The sequence below is a fragment of the Demequina activiva genome (genome assembly GCF_016862815.1).
Classification (GTDB): Bacteria; Actinomycetota; Actinomycetes; order Actinomycetales; family Demequinaceae; genus Demequina; species Demequina activiva.
Genome location: NZ_BONR01000002.1, coordinates 319,505 through 335,049, shown reverse-complemented (window position 1 = coordinate 335,049; position 15,545 = coordinate 319,505). Strand labels below are relative to the sequence as shown.

17 protein-coding genes are annotated in these 15,545 nt (G+C 70.8%); 5 read left to right on the top strand and 12 right to left on the bottom strand.

The window, feature by feature from the left end:
* Positions 1–2: 2 nt before the first annotated feature.
* Positions 3–566, top strand: a complete 564-nt coding sequence (locus tag Dac01nite_RS06365; RefSeq protein WP_203654570.1) for a DUF4865 family protein — start codon at positions 3–5, stop codon at positions 564–566.
* Between the two features lie 18 nt (positions 567–584).
* Here Dac01nite_RS06365 and der read toward each other — a convergent pair whose 3' ends face one another.
* Genes der through Dac01nite_RS06310 form a run of 11 tightly spaced genes read right to left on the bottom strand, consistent with a single transcriptional unit; the run spans position 585 to position 9,770 of the window.
* A complete protein-coding gene (der, locus tag Dac01nite_RS06360) occupies positions 585–2,087 on the bottom strand; it encodes a ribosome biogenesis GTPase Der (RefSeq protein WP_203654568.1) in 1,503 nt (500 codons plus the stop codon).
* On the bottom strand, positions 2,084–2,779 hold the full coding sequence (locus tag Dac01nite_RS06355) for a lysophospholipid acyltransferase family protein (RefSeq protein ID WP_203654566.1): 696 nt from the start codon (positions 2,777–2,779) through the stop codon (positions 2,084–2,086). Before Dac01nite_RS06355 ends, der begins: the two co-directional genes overlap by 4 nt.
* Complete coding sequence (gene cmk, locus Dac01nite_RS06350) at positions 2,776–3,453, bottom strand: (d)CMP kinase (RefSeq protein ID WP_203654559.1); 678 nt, start codon at positions 3,451–3,453, stop codon at positions 2,776–2,778. The genes Dac01nite_RS06355 and cmk overlap by 4 nt, the downstream gene beginning before the upstream one ends.
* Positions 3,450–4,499 (bottom strand): prephenate dehydrogenase, encoded by a 1,050-nt coding sequence (locus Dac01nite_RS06345; RefSeq protein WP_203654546.1) that lies wholly within the window; start codon positions 4,497–4,499, stop codon positions 3,450–3,452. The genes cmk and Dac01nite_RS06345 overlap by 4 nt, the downstream gene beginning before the upstream one ends.
* Positions 4,500–4,507: 8 nt before the next feature.
* A complete protein-coding gene (gene aroH / locus Dac01nite_RS06340) occupies positions 4,508–4,870 on the bottom strand; it encodes a chorismate mutase (protein ID WP_203654543.1) in 363 nt (120 codons plus the stop codon).
* Positions 4,871–4,903: 33 nt separating this feature from the next.
* Positions 4,904–5,653, bottom strand: coding sequence for a pseudouridine synthase (locus Dac01nite_RS06335; RefSeq protein ID WP_203654541.1), 750 nt, complete (start codon positions 5,651–5,653; stop codon positions 4,904–4,906).
* The gene (scpB, locus tag Dac01nite_RS06330; RefSeq protein WP_308438279.1) at positions 5,653–6,204 is read right to left on the bottom strand and encodes an SMC-Scp complex subunit ScpB; all 552 of its coding nucleotides are present in this window, start codon (positions 6,202–6,204) and stop codon (positions 5,653–5,655) included. The genes Dac01nite_RS06335 and scpB overlap by 1 nt, the downstream gene beginning before the upstream one ends.
* On the bottom strand, positions 6,191–7,036 hold the full coding sequence (locus Dac01nite_RS06325) for a segregation and condensation protein A (protein ID WP_239066548.1): 846 nt from the start codon (positions 7,034–7,036) through the stop codon (positions 6,191–6,193). Before Dac01nite_RS06325 ends, scpB begins: the two co-directional genes overlap by 14 nt.
* A gap of 2 nt (positions 7,037–7,038) precedes the next feature.
* Entirely contained in the window at positions 7,039–7,854 is an 816-nt protein-coding gene (locus Dac01nite_RS06320) for a ParA family protein (RefSeq protein WP_203654534.1), read from the bottom strand.
* A 33-nt stretch (positions 7,855–7,887) separates the two neighbouring features.
* Complete coding sequence (locus Dac01nite_RS06315) at positions 7,888–8,802, bottom strand: site-specific tyrosine recombinase XerD (RefSeq protein WP_239066547.1); 915 nt, start codon at positions 8,800–8,802, stop codon at positions 7,888–7,890.
* Between the two features lie 2 nt (positions 8,803–8,804).
* Positions 8,805–9,770, bottom strand: coding sequence for a heme o synthase (locus tag Dac01nite_RS06310; protein WP_203654532.1), 966 nt, complete (start codon positions 9,768–9,770; stop codon positions 8,805–8,807).
* Positions 9,771–9,955: 185 nt separating this feature from the next.
* Here Dac01nite_RS06310 and tkt point away from each other — a divergent pair, with 185 nt between their 5' ends.
* The 4 genes from tkt to pgl all read left to right on the top strand — a co-directional run bounded on the left by tkt (position 9,956) and on the right by pgl (position 15,248).
* Positions 9,956–12,028 carry a transketolase gene (gene tkt, locus Dac01nite_RS06305; RefSeq protein ID WP_203654530.1) on the top strand — a complete coding sequence of 691 codons (2,073 nt, stop codon included), beginning with the start codon at positions 9,956–9,958 and terminating at the stop codon, positions 12,026–12,028.
* Between the two features lie 61 nt (positions 12,029–12,089).
* Positions 12,090–13,607 carry a glucose-6-phosphate dehydrogenase gene (zwf, locus tag Dac01nite_RS06300; RefSeq protein WP_203654528.1) on the top strand — a complete coding sequence of 506 codons (1,518 nt, stop codon included), beginning with the start codon at positions 12,090–12,092 and terminating at the stop codon, positions 13,605–13,607.
* Positions 13,604–14,515: a glucose-6-phosphate dehydrogenase assembly protein OpcA gene (locus Dac01nite_RS06295; RefSeq protein WP_203654526.1), complete on the top strand. Its 912-nt coding sequence runs from the start codon at positions 13,604–13,606 to the stop codon at positions 14,513–14,515. Before zwf ends, Dac01nite_RS06295 begins: the two co-directional genes overlap by 4 nt.
* A gap of 19 nt (positions 14,516–14,534) precedes the next feature.
* On the top strand, positions 14,535–15,248 hold the full coding sequence (gene pgl / locus Dac01nite_RS06290) for a 6-phosphogluconolactonase (protein WP_239066546.1): 714 nt from the start codon (positions 14,535–14,537) through the stop codon (positions 15,246–15,248).
* Between the two features lie 24 nt (positions 15,249–15,272).
* Here the strand turns inward: pgl and Dac01nite_RS06285 are convergent, their stop codons facing one another.
* Positions 15,273–15,497, bottom strand: coding sequence for a SelT/SelW/SelH family protein (locus tag Dac01nite_RS06285; RefSeq protein WP_203654516.1), 225 nt, complete (start codon positions 15,495–15,497; stop codon positions 15,273–15,275).
* Positions 15,498–15,545 lie beyond the last annotated feature (48 nt).

Genomic DNA, 15,545 nt, shown 5'->3' with positions numbered 1-15,545 from the left:
GCATGATCGTCCTGCACTGCTCCGTGGCCCTTCCGCGCGACTACGACATGGCGCGGGTGCGCTCCCGCATCGCCGCGGACGGACCGGCGATGGACGCGGCCGCCGGTCTGGTGCTGTTCGCCCACGGGGTGCGTGAGGCAGGATCCGGGGGCGTCGGGGCCCACCGCTACTCGCAGGTCTCTGTCTGGGCCAACACCTCCCGCATGGGTGCCTACCTCTGGGGCGTGGGCGGTCTCGAACGGGTGCGCGCTCAGTACGGCAGGGTCGAGGTCACCGTGTCCCCGGTCGCCGGTCTCCAGCTCGATCGCGCCGCGATGCCCTCTGCGACCATCCTGGAGATCGTCGATGGCGTGGCCGACGCCGACACTCCCCTCTCGCGCCTGGGCGAGGCGGCCAAGGATGCGGCCGCGAAGGCGATCAAGAGCCGCGACGTCCACGCCGCCATCCGCGGGCTGGACGCGCAGACGGGGCGCACGTGGGCGTGCGACATCCGCACGGGCCTGCCGCGGGACAGCGATGGAGAGTCCTTCGAGCTCGTGCACCTGTCCGCGCCGGCGCAGCCCTAGGTCTCGAGCCGCGAGCCGTCAGCGGCGCTTGCGCTTCTCCCTGACGCGCACCGAGATCTGGAGGGGCGAGCCCTCGAACCCGAACGCCTCGCGGAGTCGTCGCTCGATGAAGCGGCGGTACGTGGGGTCCAGGAATCCGCTGGTGAAGATCACGAAGCGCGGCGGGCGAGTGGACGCCTGCGTGGCGAACAGGATCTTGGGCTGCTTGCCGGATCTCACGGGGTGAGGGTGCTCGGCGACCAGCTCTCCCAGGAAGCTGTTGAGGCGTCCCGTCGAGATGCGCTGATCCCAGCTCCCGAGCGCCAGGTCGATCGCCGGCACCAGGCGGTTGGTGTGCCACCCCGTGCGGGCCGACAGGTTGATCCGCAGGGCCCACGGGAGCTGGACCAGGTCCTGCTCGATCGAGCGCTCCAGCAGGAAGCGCTCGTCCTCGCCCACGAGGTCCCACTTGTTGAAGACGAGCACCATCGCCCGGCCCGCCTCGACCACCTGGGAGATCACCCGAGTGTCCTGGTCCGTCAGCGGCACCGAGGCATCCAGCAGCACCAGGGCCACCTCCGCCCGCTCGATCGCCGCCCCTGTGCGCAGGGACGCGTAGAAGTCCGCGCCCTTGGTCATGTGCACGCGACGTCGAATGCCCGCGGTGTCCACCAGGGTCCACGCGCGCCCGCCGATCTCGACGCGCTCGTCCACGGGGTCTCGAGTGGTGCCGGCCGTCTCATCGACCACCACTCGGCGCTCTCCCGCCAGCTGGTTGAGGAGCGAGCTCTTGCCCACGTTGGGGCGGCCCACGAGCGCGATGCGGCGCGGCGCCTCCGGGTCGACCGCGACCTGCTCCATCTCCGTGGGGAGCGCCGCCACCGCGGCGTCGAGCAGGTCGCCTGTGCCGCGTCCGTGCAGCGCGCTCACAGGGTAGGGCTCTCCGAGTCCGAGGTTCCACAGCGAGGCCGCCTCGAGCTCGCCCTGCGGGCCGTCGACCTTGTTGGCGGCGAGCACCACCGGCTTGCCCGACTTGCGCAGGAGCCTGACCACCTTCTCGTCCGACGCCGTGGCGCCCACGGTCGCATCGACGACGAACAGGATCGCGTCCGCCATGTCGATCGCGACCTCGGCCTGCTGGGCCACGGACAGGTCGAGGCCCTGCACCTTGGCCTCCCAGCCTCCGGTGTCCATGAGCATGAAGTCGGTTCCCGCCCACTCAGCGGGGTAGGACACGCGGTCGCGCGTGACGCCGGGGGTGTCCTCCACCACGGCCAGCCGCCTGCCGATGATGCGGTTCACGAGCGTGGACTTGCCCACGTTGGGACGGCCGACGACGGCGAGGGTCGGCAGAGCGGCCTCCGTCTCCGGCGCCTCCTCCCCTGCCAGCGCGGCGAGGTCCTCCGGCGTGAGGTCGTACTCCTCGAGCCCCGCCCGCAGAGCCGCCTCGCGCACCTCGTCGAGTGACTCCTCCGGATCCGAGGGCACCTGCAACGGAGCGGGAACGTCCTCGAGGCCGTGGTACTCCTGGTCGTCGCTCATGACAGAGCCTCCTCAGTGTCGCTGCGTCCGCCGTCGTCGGCGGGCAACTCGATGGTGGTGGTCGCGAGCGTCCCCGCGACCTGGGCACGCAGTGCCTCAGCGACGGCCTCCTGCGCCCATTCCTGACGCCGGCGCCCCTTCAGCTCAGCGGGTGGCTCGAGCACCTGCGGGTGGCCGAATTCCACCAGGATGCGCCGGCGCGGCCGGGGCCACACGCTCACCGGCTCGCCGGTGTGACGGGTGCCCAGCATCGTCGTGGGCACGATGGGAGCGCCGGACTGCAGGGCGAGCCACGCCGCGCCGCCATGGACCGCGTCCGCCCGTCCCGCCCCCCGGGTGCCTTCGGGGAACATCCCCACCACGTCACCGCGCCGCAGGACCGCGAGCCCCTGCGCGAGAGCGGCACGACCGGAGCCCTCGACCTCGATCTGCGACGCGCCGCGCAGCAACGCTCCGAGCGCGCCGTGGAACATGTGGGAGCCGATGAGGAAGTGCGACCCGCGAGGGATCACGCCATGCAGCACCGGCCCGTCGATGAACCCCACGTGGTTGGCGACCACGATGGCTGGACCGGCGCTCGGCACACGGTCCCGACCGCGCACCTCGGTGGCCCACAGGCCCCGGGCGAGCACGCGGCCCACCCATCGGGACCAGCGCGGTCCCCACTGGCTCGGAGCCTGGGCAGTGGTCACAGCTGGGCCTCGTGCGCGAGCGAGATCACCGCGCGCACGGCCTCCTCGATGGTGAGGTCGGTCGTGTCGAGCGTGTGCACGCCATCGGCCGCCTCGTGGAAGCTGACCACGGCGCTGTCCCTCCGGTCGCGCCCGAGCACCGCCTCGCGCACGGTCATCCGGTCCGCGCCCTCCCCGGCGCGGCGTGCCACCCGTACCTCGTCGTCCGCTGTCATCAGCACGCGCACGTCGGCCTCGGGCGCGATCACCGTGGTGATGTCACGGCCCTCGGCGCACACGCCGCGGCCTCGCGAGAATCCCGCCTCCAGCTCGTGTCGGATCACCGTGCGCTGCATCTCCTGGAGGATGGGCCGCGCCTCCAGGTTGGTGGCGACCTTGGAGACCGTCAGAGCGACCGTGTCCGTGCGGATCTGGCGCGACACGTCCTCGCCGTCGAGCAGCACCCGCGGGGCTCCGGGATCGAGCACCAGCTCGACGTTCATGGTGGCGACCATCGCGGCGACGTCGCTCGTCCTGCTGAAGTCGACGCCCTCCTTGAGGCACGCCAGAGTCGCGACGCGGTACGTCGCCCCGGTGTCGAAGTACGCCAGTCCCAGCCGCGTCGCGACCTCCCGAGACACGGTCGACTTGCCGGTGCCGGCAGGTCCGTCGATGGCGATGACGATTCCAGTCATGGTGCGGCGATCTCCCAATCGTTGGCGGCGAGTGCCTGGGCGAGCTCGCCCGCTCGCGCCGGGAGCACGTGAAGCGTCGTCAGGCCCACGGGCTGACGCGGCGAGTGCTCGATGGTGATGTCCTCGACGTTGACGCCCACGGCCGCGGCGTCGCCCAGCAGGCGCAGCAGCTGTCCCGGTGCGTCGGGGACCACGACGGTGACCGGAGTCCAGTCCCGCTTGGCGCCGCCGTGCTTGCCAGGGATGCGCGCGACCTCGACGCGGCCACGCTCGATGAGGTCGGTCACCGCCTCGCCCACGTCGTCGGCATCTCGGATGTCCTCGAGGTCCGCGATGATGTGATCGATCGTCGCGACCAGAGCCGAGCGGTTGAGGCGCGCGATGTCCGCCCACATCCCCGGGTCGGACGCGGCGATGCGGGTGACGTCCCTGAGCCCCTGCCCCGCGAGGGCCACGTCATCCGCTTCGAGCGGACCGAGTGCCGCGGCGACGGCGGACGCGGCGACCTGGGGGGCGTGGGACACGCGCGCCACCGCGGCGTCGTGCGCGCCGGCCTCCATGCGCACCACGTCGCACTGGAGCGCGTGGGCGAGGCGCGTCACGGTCTCGACGGCCGATGCGCTCGCGCCGTTCGCGCACACCACCCATGGCCGGGCCTTGAAGAGGTCGCCCTGGGCGGCCATGCCGCCCGAGATCTCGCGACCGGCCATGGGGTGAGAGCCGACGTACCGTTCCCCGTGGCCCGAGGCATCGGCCGCGGCCGCGATCGGTGCCTTCACGCTCGCCACGTCGGTGACGACCGCTCCAGGGAACCGGTCAAGCGAGGAGACCACCACATCGGCCGCAAAGGACGGCGGCACCGCGACGATCACCAGGTCGGGTGCGCCGCCGTCGAGCGCACGCCCCGCTCCGATCGAGCGAGCGAGCGCCTCCGCCTCCTCGTCCGCGTCCTCGATGGTCACGGACCAGCCCTCGGCGCTCAGCCCGATGCCGATGCTCGCACCGATCAGCCCGGCGCCGATCACATGAGTGCGCGGGGCGGACACGGGTGCGCTCACTGCGCCAGGTCGCGCCGCAGCGCGACCGCCTCGTGCAGGTACACGTGCGTGACGGCCTCGCGGGCGAGAGCGGTCTCGACGTGCGCGAGCACGCGGACCACCCGTGGCAGGGCCCCGGGCACCGCCATCTCCTGAGCGCACATGAGCGGCACGGCGCCGAAGCCCAGCTCGCGCGCCGCTGCCGCCGGGAAGTCGCTGACGATGTCCTGCGTGCACGTGAAGATCACCGAGATCACGTCCTCGGTGTCGAGACTGTTGGCGCTCATGAGCGCCTCGACCAGCTCCTGGGTCCTGCCGTGCAGGTGCTCGCGGTCGTCAGCGTCGAGGGTCGTGGCTCCGCGGATGGCTCTGACTGGCATGCGCACCATCGTATCGGGGGCGCGGGGTCGCGTTCACAGCCCGGCGACCGCCATCAGCCCGCCGACCTCCTCGCGGCTGAGACGCCGCACCTCGCCCGGCTGCAGCGTCCCCAGGCTGATGGGGCCGAAGTCCGTGCGCACCAGATCGACCACGGGGTGACCCACCTTGTCCAGCATGCGACGCACGATCCGGTTGCGTCCCTCGTGGAGCTCCACCTTGACCAGGGAGTGGCCCTTGCTCACGTCGAGGATCGCGCAGTCCGTGACGCGCACGGGACCGTCGTCGAGATCGACCCCGGCGCGCAACTGCGTGCACAGCTGCTTGCCCACCTGGCCCTCGACCTTCGCCACGTACACCTTGGGCACGCCGTGCGTGGGATGGGCGAGCCTGTTGGCGAGCTCGCCGTCGTTCGTGAGGAGCAGCACGCCCGTGGTCTCCGCGTCGAGCCGGCCCACATGGAACAGCCTCTCGGAGTAGTCCTGCACGAACGCGTCCAGCGCGGGCCGCCCCTGGGGGTCGGACATCGTGGAGACCACGCCGCGCGGCTTGTTCAGCACCACCGTGACGCTGTGGTCGTCCACGACGATGCGCTTGCCCTTGACCTCGATCTTCACGGCGTCGGGATCGACACGCACGCCCAGCTGCGTGACGACCTCGCCGTCGACCTTGACGTCTCCCCGCTCGATCAGCACCTCGCACTTGCGCCGCGAGCCCACGCCCGCGGCGGCGAGCACCTTCTGCAGGCGCACGCCCTCGGGCCGGTGGATCTCCAGATCGCCCATCAGCGTCCCTCTCCGTCGATGTCCGCCAGGTCCGGCAGGTACGGCGCGAGCTCGGGAAGGTCGTCGAGCGACGCCAGGCCCAGTCTCTCGAGGAACTCGGTCGTGGTGCCGTACTGCACGGCACCGCCGATCTCTCCCACCTCGGTCACCAGGCCACGGGCGGACAGCGTCTTCATCACGGAGTCCACGTTCACGCCGCGCACCTGCGACACCTGGCCGCGGGTGACGGGCTGGCGGTAGGCGACCACGGCGAGAGTCTCGAGCGCCGCCTGCGACAGTCGTGCCGACTGCCCCTCCACCACGAAGGCCCCCACCGCATCGGCGTACAGCCGCGACGAGTACACGCGCCAGCGTCCGTCGACCTCACGCAGCTCGAAGCCGCGGGGCGCTTCCGGGTCCGCGTACTCGTCGCGCAGGCGCCCCAGGGTCGCGACCACGGCATCCTCGGGCACGTCGAGCGCCGCGGCGAGATCGGCGGCGGGCACGGGCTCGTCGACGACCATGAGGATCGCCTCGATGGCGCCTCGGGTGTGCACGTCACTCGTCTCCACGGCTCTCCTCCACAGGGGCTGCCTCGTCGAACTCGTCCGAGACCTCGATGTCGACCTGGTCCTCGCCGCCGGTCCACCGGATCGTGAGCTCGCCGAGAGAGCGTATCTGATCGAACGCGACCACGGCCTCCTTGAACAGCTCGAGCAGCGCCAGGAACCTGGCGACCACGATGTTGAGGTGGTCGGCGTCGTGCACGAGCGACCTGAACGTCATGACTCGCTCGCGCTGCAGCCGCGACGTGACCAGTGCGGCCTGCTCGCGCACGCTGACCGCTGGGGCGTGCAGGTGAGCGATGCTCACGCCGGCTGTCGCCTGCTTGGGCTGCAGCGCATGCGCCGCGAGCCGCGCGAGGTCGTCTGGGGTCACGCTCCACACGAGCTCGGGCAGCAGCATCGCGAACTGCGGCTCCAACGGCACGTCGCGCGGCAGGCGACGGGGGGCCGCGAGCATCTGCTCGAAGGTCAGTGCCACCTGCTTGAACGCGCGGTACTGGAGCAGACGGGCGAACAGCAGGTCGCGAGCCTCGAGCAGCTCGAGGTCCTCGGCGTCCTCGACCTGTCCCTGCGGCAGCAGGCGCGCCGCCTTCAGGTCGAGCAGCGTCGCCGCCACCACCAGGAACTCGCTGGCCTGCGACAGGTCCCAGTCGCTCTCGTGGGACGCGATGGTCGCGAGGAACTCGTCCGTGACGCGTGCGAGCGCCACCTCCGTGATCTCCATCTCATGCTTGGAGATCAGGGACAGCAGCAGGTCGAACGGGCCCTCGAAGTTGTCGAGGTGGACCTCGAACCCCGGCCTGCGCTCGCCGGCCTGCGCGTCAGGGACGGCGCTCACGATCAGGCGGCGATGCCGCGTGACACGAGCTCGCGGGCGAGGGCGCGGTAGGCCTCGGCGCCGGCGTGCTTGGGAGCGAAGGTCGTGATCGGCTCTGCGGCGACCGTCGCGTCGGGGAACTTCACCGTGCGGTGGATCATCGTCCGGGTGACCTTGTCCCCGAACCGCTGCTGAACGCGCTCGACGACCTCCTGAGCGTGCAGGGTGCGGCCGTCGTACATCGTCGGGATGATCGCGTCGATCGTCAGGCGCGGGTTGAGGCGGTCCTGGACCTTGTCGATGGTCTCGACCAGCAGGGCGACGCCGCGCATCGCGAAGAACTCGCACGCAAGCGGGATGATCACGCCGTGCGCGGCCACGAGCGCGTTGACGGTGAGCAGGCCCAGCGACGGCTGGCAGTCGATGAGGATCACGTCATAGTCGTCCGCGACGGCCCGCAGCCCCCGGGCCAGCGTGGACTCCCGCGCGACCTCGCCCACCAGCTGCACCTCGGCGGCGCTCAGGTCGATGTTGGCAGGGATCAGGTCGAGGCCGTCGACCGCGGTCGAGCGGATCACGTCGGCAGCGCTGACTCCCGACCGCATGAGCAGGTCGTAGATGGTGGTGTCGAGCTCGTTGGCGTTGACGCCGAGCCCGGCGGACGCGGCGCCCTGAGGGTCGAAGTCCACCACCAGAACCCGGCGCCCGTACTCCGCCAGCGCGGCTGCCATGTTGACGGTCGTGGTGGTCTTGCCCACGCCGCCCTTCTGGTTGCACAGCGCGATCACACGAGCCGGGCCGTGACCGCTGAGGGGCTCGGGGACGGGGAAATCGCTCACGCTCCCACACTACCGCGCAGGTAGGGCACCGGATCAGCGGGCGCGCGGGTGCGCCGCCACGTACACCTCGCGCAGCGCGTCCTGGGTCACTGCGGTGTAGATCTGGGTGGTCGTGACGGACGCATGGCCCAGCAGCTCCTGCACCACGCGCACGTCCGCTCCGCCCGCGAGGAGGTGGGTCGCGAAGGAGTGTCGCAGCGTGTGCGGCGAGACGTCCTCGACGCCGGCGCGCTCGGCCGCGACCTTGAGGATCGCCCAGGCGCTCTGACGGGACAGCCGCCCGCCGCGGGTGTTGAGGAACAGCGCCGGCGTGCCACGCCCTGCCTGCGCGAGGGCGCCGCGCGAGCGCACCAGGTACGCGTCGAGCGCGTCGGCGGCGTAGCCGCCGATGGGCACCACCCGCTCCTTGCGGCCCTTGCCCCGCAGCAGCACGGCGGCCTCGGCGCGGCCCAGGCGCACGTCGTCGACGTCGAGACCCGTGGCCTCGGAGATGCGGGCGCCTGACGCGTACACCAGCTCGAGCAGCGCGCGGTCGCGCAGCGCGGCGCCCTCGTCGCCGCCGGCGCTCTCCAGGATGCGCGCCACTGCGTCCGTCGAGATCGCCTTGGGCAGGCGCTGAGGGATCGCTCGAGGCTTGACCTCGACAGAGACGTCGTCGACGGCCCAGCCCTCGGCGACGGCGAAGCGATGCCAGCCGCGCACCGCCACCACGGTCCGTGACGCCGATGCGGGGGCCAGCGCTCGAGCGCCGTCAGATCCGGTGCCGATCGCCTCCGCGAACGCCGCGACGTCAGCGCGGGTCACCTGGGCCACGCTCGATCGATCGCGCGCCTGGAGGAAGCGGCAGTAGCGCGCGAGGTCGCGCCGGTAGGCGGAGACGGTGTGGGTGCTGAGGCCACGTTCGACGGTGACGTGCGCGAGGTAGGCGTCACGCTCGTCGTCGAGCACGGTCAGCTCGCGACGGCGGTCAGGGCGTCCGGCAGGAACGGATCGACCAGGATCGCGGCGAACACGATCGTGAGGTACGTGATCGAGTCCCGGAACAGGCGCATCTCCCGCAGCTTGTCCTCGCCCCGCTCGGAGCGCCGGTACAGCCGCACGCAGCCGGCGACGAACCACGCACCCGCCGCCGTCGCGACCAAGGCGTAGACCCAGGTCATGCCGGCCACGGGCACCAGCAGCAGCGACACCGCGACCATCGCGACCGCGTACGCGATCATCTCCACGGCCACCCGGTGCGTCGAGGCGACCACGGGCAGCATCGGCACCTCCGCGTCCGCGTAGTCGCGACGGAACCGCATCGACAGCGGCCAGTAGTGCGGGGGCGTCCAGAAGAAGATGATCCCGAACAGCAGCACCGGCGTCCAGGACAGCGACTGCGTCACGGCGGCCCACCCGATCAGCACCGGCATGCAGCCCGCCGCTCCTCCCCACACGATGTTCTGCGAGGTGCGGCGCTTGAGGATCAGCGTGTAGCCCACGACGTAGCCCAGGATCGCGAGCACGGACAGCAGCGCCGCGAGCGGCGAGTCCACGACCCACACGAACCATGCCGTCGACACGACGGCCAGCACCCACGCGAACACGAGCGCGCCGCGCTCGCTCACCGCGCCGGTGACGAGCGGCCGGTTGCGGGTGCGCTTCATCACGGCGTCGATGTCGCGGTCGATGTACATGTTGAAGGCGTTGGCGGCGCCAGCGGACAGTGCGCCGCCCACGAGGGTGCTGAGCAGCAGCGTCCAGGATGGCCAGCCGTTCGCCGCGAGCACCATGGTGGGGATCGTGGTTACCAGCAGCAGCTCGATGATGCGTGGCTTGGTGAGCGCGATGTAGCCCTTGACCGTGCGCGTCGCCTGCAGCCAGCGAGGCACCGCGGGTGCGGTCACCGGATCGGTGACGGGGGCTGCCGGGGACATGCCTCCATCCTACCTGCGGCACGCCCGCGCCCTGGCCTTGCCGACGGGCGCTCCATGACCACCGTGTGTCGCGTCGTTCACCGCTCCCACCTGGGCGCTGTGAGTTCCGCGGATCGGTGTCGCGAGCGGCGCAGTCGCCGGTAGGCTGGCCGGGAATCACGACTCGAGATCCTTGGGAGAATTCTGTGACCGTCAACTGGACTGACGCGGATCGCCGCGCCGTCGACACCCTTCGCGTCCTCGCCGCCGATGCCGTCGAGAAGGTCGGCAACGGCCACCCCGGCACCGCCATCTCGCTCGCGCCGGCCGCCTACCTGCTGTTCCAGAACGTCATGCGTCACGATCCCTCGGACTCGCGTTGGATGGGACGCGATCGGTTCGTGCTCTCCGCCGGTCACTCCTCCCTCACGCTGTACCTCCAGCTGTTCGCCTCGGGCTACGACGTCGACCTCGACGACATCAAGGCGCTGCGCACGTGGGGCTCGCGCACCCCGGGTCACCCGGAGCTGGGCCACACGGATGGCGTGGAGACCACCACCGGACCGCTCGGCCAGGGCGTCGCGACCGCCGTGGGCATGGCGATGGCCGCTCGCCGGGAGCGCGGGCTGCTGGACCCCGACGCACCTGCCGGCCAGAGCCCGTTCGACCACTTCATCTATGTGATCGCCTCGGACGGCGACCTGCAGGAGGGCGTGTCCGCCGAGGCGTCGTCGCTCGCCGGCACCCAGGAGCTCGGCAACCTCGTGGTGATCTGGGATGACAACAACATCTCGATCGAGGACGACACGGACGTCGCCTTCACCGAGGACGTCATCGCTCGCTACGCCGCGTACGGCTGGGACACGCACCACGTCGCGTGGAAGAAGGAGGGCGAGGAATACGTCGAGGACATCGACGCCCTCGCGTCCGCGATCGAGGCGGCGAAGGCAGAGACCTCGAAGCCCTCGTTCATCGCGCTCAGCACCATCATCGGCTGGCCGTCGCCCACCAAGCAGGACACCGGCGGCATCCACGGCTCGAAGCTGGGAGGCGACGAGGTCAAGGGGCTCAAGGAGGTCCTGGGCTTCGACCCCGACAAGACCTTCGACGTCGATCCGCAGGTGCTCGACCACGCGCTCAAGGTGCGCGAGCGCGGCCAGGCGGCGCACTCGGACTGGAACGCCGACATCGCGCGCTGGGAGGCCGAGAACCCGGAGCGTGCCGCGCTGCTGAAGCGCTTCCACTCGGAGCAGCTGCCCGACGGATGGACCGACGTCCTGCCCACGTTCGAGGCCGGGACCTCCATCGCCACCCGTGCGGCGTCCGGCAAGGTGCTCAGCGCGCTCGCGCCGGTGCTGCCCGAGCTCTGGGGCGGCTCGGCCGACCTCGCAGGCTCGAACAACACCACCATGGACGGCGAGCCGTCGTTCCTGCCCGAGCACCGCTCGACGGAGAAGTTCTCCGGCAACATCTACGGCCGCACCCTGCACTTCGGCATCCGCGAGCACGCGATGGGCGCGATCCTCAACGGCATCGCCCTGCACGGCCCCACTCGCGCGTACGGAGGCACGTTCCTCACGTTCTCCGACTACATGCGTCCCGCGGTGCGACTGGGCGCCCTCATGAAGGCGCCGAGCATCTTCGTGTGGACCCACGACAGCATCGGCCTGGGCGAGGACGGCCCCACGCACCAGCCCATCGAGCACCTCGCAGCGCTGCGGGCCATCCCCGGCCTCGCCGTGGTCCGTCCCGCCGATGCGAACGAGACGTCCTACGCCTGGCGCGGGATCCTCGAGCGCGTCGACGGCCCCGCGGGCATCATCCTGACCCGTCAGGGCGTGCCCACGGTCGACCGCGACGAGTTCGCGTCGGCCGAGGGCGTGCTCAAGGGCGCCTACGTCCTCGCGGACACCGAGGGCACCCCCGACGTGATCCTGATCGGCACCGGCTCCGAGGTCCAGCACGCGCTGGGCGCCCGCGACCTGCTGGCAGAGGACGGCATCCACGCACGCGTGGTCTCGATGCCGTGTCGCGAGTGGTTCGACGACCAGGACGAGGCGTACCGTGAGTCGGTCCTGCCCTCGGCAGTCAAGGCCCGTGTCGCCGTCGAGGCAGGCATCGCGCAGCCCTGGCACGACATCGTGGGCGACGCCGGTCGCATCGTCTCCATCGAGCACTACGGCGCCTCGGCGGACGCCGACCTGCTGTTCGAGAAGTTCGGCTTCACGGCTGACAACGTGGCCGCGCACGCGCGCGAGTCGGTCGCCGCCGCCAAGTGATCGGTCGCGGCGCGCGTCCTCACGGTCGCGCGCCGCGCACCAACGAGCTGGAGGACCTTTCGTGAACAACCCCCTGCGTGATCCCCGGGATCGCAGGCTTCCCCGCATCGCCGGCTCGTGTGGCCTCGTGATGTTCGGCGTGACGGGCGACCTCGCTCGCAAGAAGCTCATGCCCGCCGTCTACGACCTCGCCAACCGCGGCCTGCTGCCGCCGGCCTTCGCGCTCACCGGCTTCGCGCGGCGCGACTGGGAGCGCGAGGACTTCGAGGAGGTGGTGTACGAGTCCGTCAAGAAGCACGCGCGCACGCCGTTCCGCGAGGAGACGTGGAAGCAGCTCGCGGAGGGCATCCGCTTCGTCCAGGGCACCTTCGATGACCCCGACGCGTTCCAGCGCCTCAAGGAGACCGTCGAGGAGCTCGACGAGCGCCGCGGCACGGGCGGCAACCACGCGTTCTACCTGTCGATCCCCCCGTCGGCATTCCCCCAGGTGCTGACCCAGCTGCGCGACTCGGGCCTGTCCGACGCCCACGACGGCGCCTGGCGCCGCGTGGTCATCGAGAAGCCCTTCGGTCACGACCTCGAGTCCGCGAACGAGCTCGATGCCGTGGTGAGCGAGGTCTTCCCGCCGGACTCGGTGTTCCGCATCGACCACTACCTGGGCAAGGAGACGGTGCAGAACCTCCTCGCGCTGCGCTTCGCGAACCAGCTGTTCGAGCCCATCTGGAACAGCCAGTTCATCGACCACGTCCAGATCACCATGGCCGAGGACATCGGCATCGGCTCGCGCGCCGGGTACTACGACGGCATCGGCCAGGCACGGGACGTGATCCAGAACCACCTCCTGCAGCTCTTCGCGCTCACTGCGATGGAGGAGCCCGCGACGTTCGACGCGGACGACCTTCGCGACGAGAAGGAGAAGGTGCTGCGCGCCACCAAGCTGCCGGCGGACCTGGACGCCAACACCGCGCGCGGCCAGTACTCGGCCGGATGGCGTGGTGGCGAGCGCGTGGGCGGATTCCTCGACGAGGACGGCATCGACCTGGAGTCGATCACCGAGACCTACGCTGCGATCCGCCTGGACGTGCCCAACCGCCGCTGGGCGGGCACCCCGTTCTACCTGCGCGCCGGCAAGCGACTGGGACGCCGCGTCACCGAGATCGCGCTCGTCTTCAAGAAGGCGCCCAGCCCCTACTTCCAGGAGATCGACGGCGTCGAGGTGGGCAACAACGCCCTCGTCATCCGCGTCCAGCCGGATGAGGGCGTGACGCTCAAGTTCGGCTCGAAGGTCCCGGGCACCACCATGGAGGTGCGCGACGTCACGATGGACTTCGCGTACGGCAACGCCTTCACCGAGTCCTCCCCGGAGGCCTACGAGCGGCTCATCCTCGACGTGCTCCTGGGCGACCCGCCGCTGTTCCCCCGCCACGAGGAGGTCGCACTGTCGTGGCGGCTGCTCGACCCCATCACCGCCCACTGGGCCGAGTCGGGACGTCCGGAGGAGTACCGATCCGGTACCTGGGGACCGCCGAGCGCCGATGCGATGCTCGCGAAGGACGGCCGAGTCTGGAGGCGCCCATGATCATCACCCTGCCCAAGACCAACACCTCGGAGATCAACAAGGCGTTGGTGAACGCGCGCAAGGAGGGCGGCGTCGTGTCGCTCAGCCGCGTCATGACCCTCGTGATCGACGCCACCGGCGCCAATGCCGACGAGGCGATCGAGACGGCCAACGTCGCCTCACGTGAGCACCCGTGCCGCATCATCGTGGTCGCGCCTCACGACGATGGAGACGACTGCCTCAACGCGGAGCTCCGCGTCGGCGGTGACGCGGGCGCCTCGGAGGTCGTGGTGCTGCGTCCTTCTGGTGCGCAGATCCCCCACGGCGACACGCTCGTCACTCCCCTGCTCCTGCCCGATGCGCCCATCGTCGCGTGGTGGCCGGCGGAGGTTCCCGCCTCGGCCTCGGGATCCGGCATCGGCCAGATGGCGGTGCGCCGCATCACCGACACCAAGGGCGAGGAGGAGCCCGGTGACGTGCTGGTGCGCCTGGCGGAGTCGTACCTGCCAGGCGACACGGACCTGGCGTGGACGCGCGTGACGCGCTGGCGCGCTCTGCTCGCATCCGCCCTCGAGCAGGTCGACGATCGCCGGGTCACGCGGGCGCGCCTGCACGGCGACACCGGCAGCCCGTCGATCCTGCTGTTGGGCGCGTGGCTGCAGAACACCCTGGGGTGCGAGATCGAGGACTCGTACGACGATACCGTCCGAGGACTGCAGTCGATCGTGCTCGAGACGCCCTCGGGTGAGATCGGCATCTTCCGTCCGGACGGCCACAACGCGACCCTGACGCAGCCCGGTCAGCCCGACCACACCATCGCCCTGCCTGCCAGGAGCCTCGGCGACTGCCTCGCGGAGGAGCTGCGCCGGCTCGACGAGGACCCCGTCTACGGCGAGGCGCTCGCCCAGTTCGCCCGCGCCCGGGGCTGATCGAACGGAGATGGTCACCATGCCGGACGTCATCGTCTACGCAGACCCCGACGACGTCGCACAGGCCACGGCCGCGAGACTGCTCGTGCGCATCGGCGACGTGCTCGCTCACCGCGGCCGAGCGGACATCGTCCTCACCGGCGGGACCGTCGGGATCGCGACGCTCGAGGCGGCAGCCGCGTCGCCGCTCGCCGCAGGCATCGACTGGACGGCTGTGCACATCTGGTGGGGCGACGAGCGCTTCGTGGCCGACGGCGACCCCGACCGCAACGAGGGTCAGGCGCAGCGCGCGCTGCTGTCGCGGCTCCCGCTCGCCGAGGACACCATCCATCGCATGGGCTCGACCAGTGGCTTCGCGTCCGCGGAGGCAGCCGCCGAGTCCTATGCGACTGAGATCGCAGCGAACGGCAGCCCCGCCTTCGACGTGCTGATGCTCGGGCTCGGTCCCGACGGCCATGTGGCAAGCCTGTTCCCCGGCCACGCGGGATACCGGACCGCCGGCGCCGCGGCGATCGCCGTCCACGACTCCCCCAAGCCGCCGCCCACACGGGTCTCGCTCACTCTCGAGGCGATCAACCGGGCCGCAGAGGTGTGGGTGGTGGCTGCAGGCGCCGCCAAGGCCGACGTGGTCGCGGGCTGCCTCTATGGGGACGCAGACCTTCCCGGCTCGGCCGTCCGCGGCACCGACCGGACGTTGTGGCTCATCGACGCCGCCGCGGCCACGCGCATCTGAGCTCGGAGACGACGAGCGCGAGGACTAGAGACGAGCCTTGACCGTCTCGACGATCGTGGTGATGTCGTACTCATCGGGCTTGGAGTAGATCACGTCGTCACCGGCGCGGAACGTGAAGACACCCTTCTCGCCCGGCTTCAGCGTGACCCCCTCGAGGCTCTGACCGAAGGTGCTCAGCAGCGTCTTCTGAGCCTCGACGGCGCGGTCCAGGTAGCCGCAGGGAACGCAGTACTCGATCTCGATCTGCATGTCTCTCCTCGTGTCATCGCTGGGCCCAGGTGCCCACCTTCTACGACA